General features: G+C 64.2%; 9 protein-coding genes. 5 read left to right on the top strand and 4 right to left on the bottom strand.

The annotated features are described in order from the left end of the window. Positions 1 to 890, bottom strand: an 890-nt coding sequence (locus B3873_RS03040) for a TauD/TfdA dioxygenase family protein (protein WP_286863972.1), incomplete at its 3' end; no start/stop codon positions are given. Positions 891 to 1,045: 155 nt separating this feature from the next. Here B3873_RS03040 and B3873_RS03035 point away from each other — a divergent pair. Then, the gene (locus B3873_RS03035; RefSeq protein WP_286863971.1) at positions 1,046 to 1,969 is read left to right on the top strand and encodes a cupin-like domain-containing protein; all 924 of its coding nucleotides are present in this window, start codon (positions 1,046 to 1,048) and stop codon (positions 1,967 to 1,969) included. 71 nt (positions 1,970 to 2,040) lie between these two features. Here B3873_RS03035 and gatB read toward each other — a convergent pair whose 3' ends face one another. From gatB to gatC, 3 genes are all read right to left on the bottom strand, one after another. Continuing rightward, complete coding sequence (gene gatB, locus B3873_RS03030; protein WP_286863969.1) at positions 2,041 to 3,501, bottom strand: Asp-tRNA(Asn)/Glu-tRNA(Gln) amidotransferase subunit GatB; 1,461 nt, start codon at positions 3,499 to 3,501, stop codon at positions 2,041 to 2,043. A gap of 45 nt (positions 3,502 to 3,546) precedes the next feature. Then, on the bottom strand, positions 3,547 to 5,013 hold the full coding sequence (gene gatA / locus B3873_RS03025; RefSeq protein WP_286863968.1) for an Asp-tRNA(Asn)/Glu-tRNA(Gln) amidotransferase subunit GatA: 1,467 nt from the start codon (positions 5,011 to 5,013) through the stop codon (positions 3,547 to 3,549). Positions 5,014 to 5,086: 73 nt separating this feature from the next. After that, on the bottom strand, positions 5,087 to 5,389 hold the full coding sequence (gene gatC, locus B3873_RS03020; RefSeq protein WP_286863967.1) for an Asp-tRNA(Asn)/Glu-tRNA(Gln) amidotransferase subunit GatC: 303 nt from the start codon (positions 5,387 to 5,389) through the stop codon (positions 5,087 to 5,089). Between the two features lie 359 nt (positions 5,390 to 5,748). On the opposite strand from gatC, the gene B3873_RS03015 reads away from it, so the two are divergent. The 4 genes from B3873_RS03015 to mrdA all read left to right on the top strand — a co-directional run. Beyond that, positions 5,749 to 6,792 (top strand): rod shape-determining protein, encoded by a 1,044-nt coding sequence (locus B3873_RS03015; protein ID WP_006465688.1) that lies wholly within the window; start codon positions 5,749 to 5,751, stop codon positions 6,790 to 6,792. A gap of 328 nt (positions 6,793 to 7,120) precedes the next feature. After that, positions 7,121 to 8,200: a rod shape-determining protein MreC gene (gene mreC, locus B3873_RS03010; RefSeq protein WP_039782968.1), complete on the top strand. Its 1,080-nt coding sequence runs from the start codon at positions 7,121 to 7,123 to the stop codon at positions 8,198 to 8,200. Then, positions 8,197 to 8,706: a rod shape-determining protein MreD gene (gene mreD / locus B3873_RS03005; RefSeq protein ID WP_034340686.1), complete on the top strand. Its 510-nt coding sequence runs from the start codon at positions 8,197 to 8,199 to the stop codon at positions 8,704 to 8,706. Before mreC ends, mreD begins: the two co-directional genes overlap by 4 nt. Before the next feature lie 19 nt (positions 8,707 to 8,725). Further along, a partial coding sequence (gene mrdA / locus B3873_RS03000; RefSeq protein ID WP_286863956.1) for a penicillin-binding protein 2 occupies positions 8,726 to 10,266 on the top strand: 1,541 nt, incomplete at its 3' end.

The following is a 10,266-nucleotide window of genomic DNA, read 5'->3' as shown; positions in this document are numbered from 1 at the left end:
CAGCGCGGCACGTCGCCTTCGACAGTGGTGCGATAGAGCGTGCGGCGCAGGTGTTGCGGGGTAATCGCGGCGTAGTGCTGGGTGCTGCGGTTGTCCCAGAACACCATGTCATGCGCCTGCCATTGGTGCGTGTAGACATTCTCCGGACGGGTGATGTGGGCGTGCAGTTCCTTGAGGAGCGCATCGCTTTCGTCACGCGGGATGCCGATGATGTGCGAGGTAAAGCCTTCGCTCACGAACAGGATCTTGCGGCCGCTTTCCGGATGGGTGATGACCACCGGATGCTCCACCGGCGGCACTTCATCGATCTGTTGCTGGGTCAGCGGCTGACGCCACGGCGAGAGCTTGCGCAGGCGCTCGTAGCGGTAGACGTAAGAGTGCACGGCGCGCTTGCCTTCGAGCTGGGTCTTGAGCGCAGCGGGCAGGCTGTCCCAGGCGGCAGCGGTATTGGCGTAGAGCGTGTCGCCGCGTTCGGCCGGCAGTTCCTGGGAATGCAGCAGCGCGCCCAGGCTGGGCTTGGGCATGTAGGACAGGTCCGAGTGCCAGTCCGCGCCGGCATCGACCAGGCCGATGGGCTTGCCGTTCTCGACCACGTTGGAGACGATCAGGATCTCCGGATGGCCGGCCAGGTGGAAGCGGTTGAGCACGTGCACCTGCAGCGGACCAAAGCGGCGGCTGAAATCGATGTGCTGCTGCGGGGTGATGCGCTGCTCGCGGAACACCACCACCCCATGCTCGACCAGCGCGCCGCGAATGCGCGCCAGCTCTTGCGCCGAGACCGGCAGGTTCAGGTCCAGGCCGACGATTTCCGCGCCCAGCGGGGCGTCGAACGGACGGATCTCGAAGTATTGTTGCGACTGCTGCGTGCGTTCCAGTGTGGCGACCGACATGGGGGCTCCTGTGTAGGCGGTGCCAGCCCGGCGCATGTCCGGCTGGCCAAACGCTTATTACACTCCCCCGGCTAACCCGGAACAAGGAAGAAGAATTCATATCCTTATGCGGCAATCGTGATAGGGACTGCCGCAACCCCATTAAAATGGCGAGGATGAAACCGTCCGAGCCTTCTCTTTCACTTCACCCCGGAACCGCCCATTCTGCGGCACGGTCCCTGCCGCCACGCCCCGACGTCAGCGGCCTGAGCGCGGAGGAAGCCGCTGCACGCAAGGCGGCGCGCGACCAGCGCGATGCTCAGGTGCGTGGCGTGAGTTCGGTGGCCGAGATGCGTGAGGCCATCCGTGCGGCGAGTGCGGCGTTGCCCGAGGTGCATGAGATCGCGCGCATCGGTCCGCAGAAAACGGCGGCCTTCCGTGAACGGGCACGGGCGGGATTGCCCTTCATCATGACGGGCATGGCCGGCCGCTGGCCGCTGTCGGCGATGTCGGTGCAAGCGCTGCGGGAACACTTCGGCCAGTTGCCGGTGCGGGCCCGCGTGGGCGACTACATCAACACTGCCTTTGCGCCGGACCGGGCCATGCAGGACATGACGCTGGTCGATTACCTGGAACAGGCGCTGGCCGATGAGAGCGGGCTGCCGCCCTATCTGGGCAACCTGGAATTGCGGGAATTGAATCGCCTGTGCCACTGGCCCAACTTCTTCGAGAAGATGGGGCCGCCGCGCTTCTGGATCGGCCCGGCCGGCTGCATCACGCCGCTGCATTGCGACTATGACGACAATGTCTTCGCGCAGGTATGGGGCAGCAAGCGCGTCTGGCTGGCACCGCCCCATCATGACCAGTATCTCTATCCGAAGGAGGCCAATGCCATCCTGTTCGGTTCTCCCTTCGACCCGGATCATCCGGACCTGGAGCGCTTTCCGCTGGCGCGCCAGGCGGCGCTGGTGTGCTGCGAGGTGCAGCCGGGGGAGATGCTCTACATCCCGGCGGGTTGGTATCACCAGGTCAGCTCATTGACCTTCTCGCTGTCGAGCAATCGCTGGGCGCGGGGGCGGCCATTGGTCTTGGACGCATAAGAAAAAACCCCGCGTCCGTTGCGGGACGCAGGGTTCATTGCGCTGCTGCTTTATCAGGCAAGGGCCTTGTATCAGCCCGCCAGCTTCTTGCGCAGCAGTTCAGTCAATTGCGCCGGATTGGCCTTGCCGCGCGTGGCCTTCATGGCCTGGCCGATCAGGGCGTTGATGGCCTGTTCCTTGCCGGCACGGAATTCCGCCACCGACTTTTCATTGGCGGCCAGCACCTGGTCCACGATGGCTTCCAGCGCACCGCTGTCGGAGATCTGCTTCAGGCCCTTGGCTTCGATGATGTCATCGGCCAAGGAATCCTTGTCGGACCTGGCTTCCCACATGCCCGCAAAGACTTCCTTGGCGATCTTGTTGGAGATGGTGCCATCGGCGATGCGCTTCAGCAGCAGCGCCAGTTGCGCGGCCTTCACGGGCGCATCGGCGATGTCGGTGTCTTCGCGGTTGAGCGTGGAGGCCACGTCACCCATGAGCCAGTTGGCGGCCGGCTTGGCCTGGTCCTTGCCCGCGGCAGCCACCACGGCTTCGAAGTAGGAAGCCATGCCCTTGGACTGCGTGAGCACCATGGCATCGTATTCCGGCAGCGCATACTCGGCCACGAAACGCTCGCGCATCGCGCCGGGCAGCTCGGGCATGGTGGTCTTGACGCGGTCGATCCACTCCTGCGAGATGGCCAGCGGCGGCAGGTCGGGATCGGGGAAGTAACGGTAATCCTGCGCGTCTTCCTTGCTGCGCATGGAACGGGTTTCCTTCTTGTCCGGATCGTAGAGGCGGGTTTCCTGGACCACGGTGCCACCGTCCTCGATCAGCTCGATCTGGCGGCGCACTTCGTAGTTGATGGCCTCTTCCAGGAAGCGGAAGGAGTTCAGGTTCTTGATCTCGCAACGGGTGCCGAATTTCTCCTGGCCCACCGGACGCACCGAGACGTTGGCGTCGCAGCGGAAGGAACCTTCCTGCATGTTGCCGTCGCAGATGCCCAGCCACACCACCAGCGAATGCAGGGCCTTGGCGTAGCCGACGGCTTCGGCGGCGCTGCGCATCTCCGGTTCGGTGACGATTTCCAGCAAGGGCGTACCGGCGCGGTTCAAGTCGATGCCGGTCATGCCCTGGTAGTCCTCGTGCAGCGACTTGCCGGCGTCTTCTTCAAGGTGGGCGCGGGTCAGGTTGATGGTCTTGATCTCGGTCTTGCCGTCCTTCTCGACGGCGAAGGACATGGTGCCGCCTTGCACCACGGGGATCTCGAACTGGCTGATCTGGTAGCCCTTGGGCAGGTCAGGATAGAAGTAATTCTTGCGCGCGAACACCGAGCGCGGTGCGATGGTGGCGCCGATGGCCAAACCGAACTGGATCGCACGTTCCACCGCGCCCTTGTTCAGGACCGGCAGCACGCCCGGCAAGGCCAGGTCCACCGGGCTGGCCTGGGTGTTGGGCTCGGCGCCGAAGCGGGTCGAGCTGCCGCTGAAGATCTTGGATTGGGTCGAAAGCTGCGTGTGCGTTTCGAGGCCGATGACGACTTCCCACTGCATGATGTTGTCCTTGCGAATGCTGTTGTAGTTGACGAGAGCCAGCGATCAGGCCGGTTCGCGCAGGTGCCAGTCGGTGGCCTGCTGGAACTGGTGCGCCACGTTCAAAAGGCGCGCTTCGTCGAAATAATTGCCGATGATCTGCAGGCCGACCGGACGCTTGCCGTTCTTCTCGCCCTGTCCGAATCCGCAAGGAATGGACATGCCCGGCAAACCGGCCAGGCTGGTGGAGAGCGTGAAGATGTCGGCCAGGTAGTTGGCCACCGGGTCGTCGGTCTTGTCACCCAGGTCCCAGGCGACGGTGGGCGATACCGGGCCCATGATGACGTCGCACTGGCGGTGTTCGCCGGCCAGGGCGCGCTGGAAGTCCTCGGCGATCAGGCGGCGGATCTTCTGGGCCTGCAGGTAGTAGGCATCGTAGTAGCCGTGCGAGAGCACGTAGGAACCCACCAGAATGCGGCGCTTGACCTCGTCGCCAAAGCCTTCGGCGCGCGACTTCTTGTACATGTCGGCCAGGTCCTTGTAGTCCGCCGCACGGTGGCCGTAGCGCACACCATCGAAGCGCGACAGGTTCGACGAGGCTTCGGCCGGGGCGATCACGTAATACACGGGAATGGACAGCTCGGTCTTGGGCAGCGAGATCTCGACCAGGGTCGCACCCAGCTTCTCGAACTCGGCCAGGGCAGCGCGCACGGCCGCTTCCACGTCGGCGGCCAGGCCGGCACCGAAGAATTCCTTGGGCACGCCGATGCGCAGGCCTTGCAGGCTCTGGTTCAGCGAGCGGGTGAAATCTTCCTTGGGACGTTGCAGGCTGGTGGAATCACGTTCGTCGAAGCCGGTCATGGCGTTCAACAGCAGGCCGCAGTCTTCGGCCGTCTTGGCGATCGGGCCGCCCTGGTCCAGCGAGGACGCGAAGGCGATCATGCCGTAGCGCGACACGCTGCCATAGGTGGGCTTGATGCCGGTCACGCCGCACAGCGAGGCCGGCTGGCGGATCGAGCCGCCGGTGTCGGTGGCGGTAGCGGCCGGCGCCAGGCGCGCGGCCACGGCAGCGGCCGAGCCGCCGGAGGAGCCGCCGGGAATGGCGGTCTTGTCCCAGGGGTTCTTGACCGCACCGTAGAACGAGTTCTCGTTGCTGGAGCCCATGGCGAATTCGTCACAGTTGAGCTTGCCCAAGGTGACGGTACCGGCCGCGTTGAACTGCTCCACCACGGTGGCATCGAAGGGGCTCACATAGTCCTGCAACATGCGCGAACCCGCTGTGGTGCGCCAGTTGCGGGTGACGAAGATGTCCTTATGTGCAATGGGCACGCCGGTCAAAGGACCGGCATCATTGCCTGCCAGGCGCACATCGGCGGCCTTGGCCTGCGCCAGGGTGAGGTCGCGGTCCACATGCAGGAAGGCATTGAGGTCGCTGGCCGCAATGCGGTCCAGGAACAGGGTCGCCAGTTCAGTGGCGGAAATCTTGCGCGCTTGCAGTTGCGCGGACAGTTCTTTGAGGGTGAGCTTGTGCATGGAGTCGGTTACGCTGCGGTCTTGCGGGCCGGCTGGGCCGGAAGCGGACGGTGGCTGGCGCGAAGCGCCGGATTCATTCGATGACCTTGGGCACCAGGTACAGGCCATCCTGGGTGGCCGGGGCCGGTTGCTGGTAGTCCTCGCGGCGATTGGATTCGGTCACGGCATCTTCGCGCAGGCGCAGTGCCAGCGCGGGTTCGATGGCGGCGATCGGGTGCGACAGCGGTTCCACGCCGGAGGTATCGATGGCCTTCATCTGCTCCACCAGGGCAAAGATGCCATTGAGCTTGTCCAGGGTGGCGCCGGCCTGGGCCTCGGTGAGCTCCAGTCGGGACAGGCTGGCGATGCGTTTGACGTCGGAAAGGGCTAGAGACATGGTCGAAAGGACGCGCCGGGCGCGCCGCGTGATGTTGAAATTGGAAGACCCGTAGCCGCTGCGGCCGCAAGGCGTTTTCTGCAGCCTTGGCGCCCTTGGCAAGTTCGCTTGCGCGGCGGGTCGACCGGGTCATGGCGTGAATCGCTTGAAAAACGGCAAACCCGCGCCAGATGGCGGCCGGAAGCTCCCGTAAAGCGGACGTTTTTGGCAAACCGGCTTGCTGGTTTCTCGAGAATTATAAGGTAGAATGTCGGATTAATGCCTTGCAGGCGCCTGATTTTCGCGTCGCCGCAGCATGAACGGACACCTCCCCCTATCAAAAAGCTAGGCGCCCCCTCGCGGGCGCATCAGGACAACTCATGTTTGGATTTCTCCGCAGTTACTTCTCCAACGATCTGGCGATCGACCTCGGCACCGCGAACACGCTGATTTACGCGCGCGGCCATGGCATCGTGCTGGACGAGCCGTCGGTGGTGGCGATCCGCCAGCAAGGCGGCCCCAACGGCAAGAAGACCATCCAGGCGGTCGGCAAGGAAGCAAAGCAGATGCTGGGCAAGGTGCCCGGCAACATCGAGGCGATCCGCCCGATGAAGGACGGTGTGATCGCCGATTTCACCGTCACCGAGCAGATGTTGAAGCAATTCATCCGCATGGTGCATGACTCCAAGCTGTTCCGCCCCTCCCCGCGCATCATCATCTGCGTCCCCTGCGGTTCGACCCAGGTGGAACGCCGCGCCATCCGCGAATCCGCACTGGGCGCGGGCGCATCCCAGGTCTACCTGATCGAGGAACCGATGGCTGCGGCCATCGGCTCGGGCCTGCCGGTCTCGGACGCCACCGGCTCGATGGTGGTCGACATCGGCGGCGGCACCACCGAAGTGGGCATCATCTCGCTGGGCGGCATGGTCTACAAGGGTTCGGTGCGCGTGGGCGGCGACAAGTTCGACGAAGCCATCGTCAACTACATCCGCCGCAACTACGGCATGCTGATCGGCGAACAAACCGCCGAAGCGATCAAGAAGGAAATCGGCTCGGCCTTCCCCGGCTCGGAAGTCAAGGAAATGGAAGTCAAGGGCCGCAACCTGTCCGAAGGCATCCCGCGTTCCTTCACCATCTCCAGCAATGAAATCCTGGAAGCCCTGACCGATCCGCTGAACAACATCGTCTCGGCCGTCAAGAATGCGCTGGAACAGACCCCGCCGGAACTGGGTGCCGACATCGCCGAAAAGGGCATGATGCTGACCGGTGGCGGCGCCCTGCTGCGCGACCTGGACCGCCTGCTGATGGAAGAAACCGGCCTGCCGGTGATCGTGGCCGAAGATCCGCTGACCTGCGTGGTACGCGGCTCGGGCATGGCACTGGACCGCATGGACAAGCTGGGTTCGATCTTCTCGGCTGAATAAGCCGGCCGAAAGTCGCAGAACAGCCACAGCACCAAAGTACAGCAGAATCAAGGTACATGGGCCTGCCGGACAGCAGGCCCGGGCAGCAAAGCAAGAACCGGCGGCGATGTACTGCCGGATGAGTGGGGAACCGAACCGTTCGATATGACGCCGTTCACACCGACCAGCCACAGGATGCGCACCCCGCGTGCGCACCTGATGCAGCGTCGGCGGGTACGGGGTCGCCAGAGCGCCTCGGCTCCCCTTTTTGTTACCGTTTTCGACGCAGGAAGTGAGTTATCCGCCTGCAGCCGGTCACCTGGTGTGACCCTGCAGTCGGCCTGACGCCATGGAAATCCCACCACTCTTCAAGCAGGGCGCTTCGGCCCGGGTGCGCGTGACCGTCTTTGCATTGATCTCGGTCGTGATGCTGGTGGTCGACGCCCGCATGCACGTGCTGGGCACGCTGCGCCAGGCGCTGGGCACGGCCCTCTATCCGTTCCAGACGGTGGCCATGGTGCCGCGCGACGCCTTCACCAATTCGTCCGAATACTTCTCTTCGCTGGCCTCGCTGCAGAAGGAAAACCGCGAGCTGCGCCAGCAGCAGATCGTCAACGCTCAGCTGATGCAGCAGGAACGCCTGCTCGCGGCCGAGAACGTGCAGCTGCGCAAACTGCTCGACATGCAGCAGAAGGTGCCGGTCAAGTCCATCGTCGGGGAGATCCTCTACGATGCGCGCGATCCCTTCACCCGCAAGATCATCCTCAATCGCGGCTCACAGCAGGGTGTCACGGCCGGCCAGCCGGTGATCGACGAGGTCGGCATCGTGGGCCAGGTGACGCGGGTATTCCCGTTCTCCTCCGAAGTGACGCTGCTGACCGACAAGGACCAGGCCATCCCGGTGCAGGTACTGCGCAACGGCTTGCGCAGCGTGGCCTACGGCCGCGGCCAGACCGGCGCGCTGGACCTGCGCTTCATGCCGGCCAACGCCGATATCCAGAAGGGTGACGTGCTGGTGACCTCGGGCATCGACGGTGTCTATCCACCGGGCCTGTCGGTGGCCAGCGTGGCGCTGGTGGAAACCCGTTCGGCGGACTCCTTCGCGCGCATCGTGTGCCGTCCGCTGGCCGGCATCGACCGCCATCGCCAGCTGCTGATCCTGCTGGTGGAACCGAACCTGCCGCCGCGTCCGGAGCCGGACGTGATCGATGAAAAATCGGCCAAGCTCTTCAAGCGCCGCCTGCGTGACAGCACCCGCGACAACAGCGCCGAGGATGCCAACGCCACGCCCAAGGACAAGCCCGCCGAAGACCGCAAGGGCGCCGCCAACGTGACACCGCCGGCCAAGCCTGCGGCAGCGGCGGCTCCGGCCACCCCGGCTGCTGCTGCAGCCACCGCCAAACCGGCCGCCAAGGAATCCGCACGATGAACAACCAATACATCCTCCTGCCGGCCAGTCCGCTGTTCATTGCCTTCAGCCTCATCGTGGCGTTCGTGCTGAACCTGATGCCCTGGGGGCAGATGGTCGGCGTGCCCGACTTCGTGGCGCTGGCGCTGGTGTTCTGGAACATCCACCAGCCGCGCAAGGTCGGCATCAGCGTGGCCTTCATGATGGGCCTGCTGATGGATGTGAACGAAGCCACGCTCTTGGGCGAGAACGCGCTGGCCTACACCCTGCTGTCGTATTTCGCCATCATGATCCACCGCCGCGTACTGTGGTTCCCGCTGCGCACCCAGGCGCTGCACGTGCTGCCGCTGATGCTGCTGGCGCAGGCGGTGCAACTGGTGATCCAGCTGCTGGTGACGGGCAAGTCGCCGGACTGGTTCTATTTCAGCGAGAGCCTGGTCTCGGCCCTGCTGTGGCCGGTGGTAAGCGTCCTGCTGCTGGCGCCGCAGCGTCGCGCGGTGGACCGCGACGAGAACCGCCCCATCTGAGGGGCCAGGTGCAAGCAGCATGACCGAATTCAAGAATACCGCGCATGAGCTGAGACTGTTCCGGATGCGCCTGCTGGCCGCGAGCGTCCTGGTGCTGGTGTGCTTCAGCCTGCTGCTGGCGCGCTTTTTGTGGCTGCAGGTGGTGCGCCACGACGCCTACGCCGCCCAGGCCGAGGAAAACCGCATCTCGGTGGTGCCCATCGTGCCCAACCGCGGCCTGATCCTGGACCGCAACGGCGTAGTGCTGGCGCGCAACTATTCGGCCTATACGCTGGAAATCACGCCCTCCAAGATCAAGACCAACATCGATGACCTCATCGATGAGCTGGGCACCATCGTGGAAATCCAGCAGCGCGACCGTCGCCGCTTCCGCCGCCTGCAGGAAGAATCCAAGAACTTCGAGAGCGTGCCCATCCGCACCCGCCTCACCGATGAGGAAGTGGCCAAGTTCACCGCCCAGCGCTATCGCTTCCCCGGCGTGGAAGTGCAGGCCCGCCTGTTCCGCCAGTATCCCTACGGCAAGACTGCTGCGCACGTGATCGGCTACATCGGCCGCATCAGCCAGCGCGATGCCGAACGCATCGCCGACTCCGATGACGAAGCCAACTACAACGGCACCGACTACATCGGCAAGGAAGGCCTGGAAAAGAGTTACGAAACCCAGCTGCACGGCACCACCGGCTACGAGGAAGTGGAAATCTCGGCCAGCGGACGCGCCGTGCGCTCGCTCTCGCGCACCCCGGCCACGCCCGGCAAGAACCTGATCCTGTCCATCGACATCGAGCTGCAGAAGGTGGTCGAAGAAGCCTTCGGCGACCAGAAGGGCGCGTTGGTAGCGATCAACCCGGCCACCGGCGACATCCTGGCCTATGTCTCCCAGCCCTCCTACGATCCCAACCTGTTCGTCGAAGGCATCGACCAGCAGAGCTGGGATGAGTTGAACAAGTCGCCCGACCGTCCGCTGCTGAACCGCCCGCTGTCGGGCCTCTATTCGCCTGGTTCGACCTACAAGCCCTTCATGGCGCTGGCTGCGCTGGAACTGGGCAAGCGCCGCCCGCAGGATGCCATCCGCGATCCGGGCTTCTTCGTGCTGGGCAATCACCGCTTCCGCGACGACAAGGAAGGCGGCCACGGCGTGGTGGACATGTACCGCTCCATCGCCATTTCCTGCGACACCTATTACTACATGCTGGCCAATGACATGGGGGTCAATGCCATCCATGACTTCATGAAGCCCTTCGGTTTCGGCCAGATCACCGGTATCGACCTGGAGCACGAGAAGCGCGGCATCCTGCCCTCCACCGAGTGGAAGCGCACCGCCTTCCGCAAACCCGAGCAGAAACGCTGGATCGCTGGTGACACCGTCTCGCTGGGCATCGGCCAGGGCTACAACAGCTTCACCCCGCTGCAACTGGCGCAGGCCACTGCCATCCTGGCCAACAATGGCGTGGTGATGAAGCCGCACCTGGTCAAGATCATCGAGGACGGGGTGTCCCACGAGCGCACCGAGACCGTGCCCAAGGAAAGCTATCGCATCCCGCTGAAGCAGGAAAACATCGA

It is taken from the genome of Herbaspirillum sp. UBA812, assembly GCF_002296545.1.
In the GTDB taxonomy this organism is placed as follows: domain Bacteria; phylum Pseudomonadota; class Gammaproteobacteria; order Burkholderiales; family Burkholderiaceae_D; genus Herbaspirillum; species Herbaspirillum huttiense.
The sequence above is the reverse complement of the archived record's forward strand: the minus strand, read 5'-3'. Positions and strand labels throughout refer to the sequence as shown.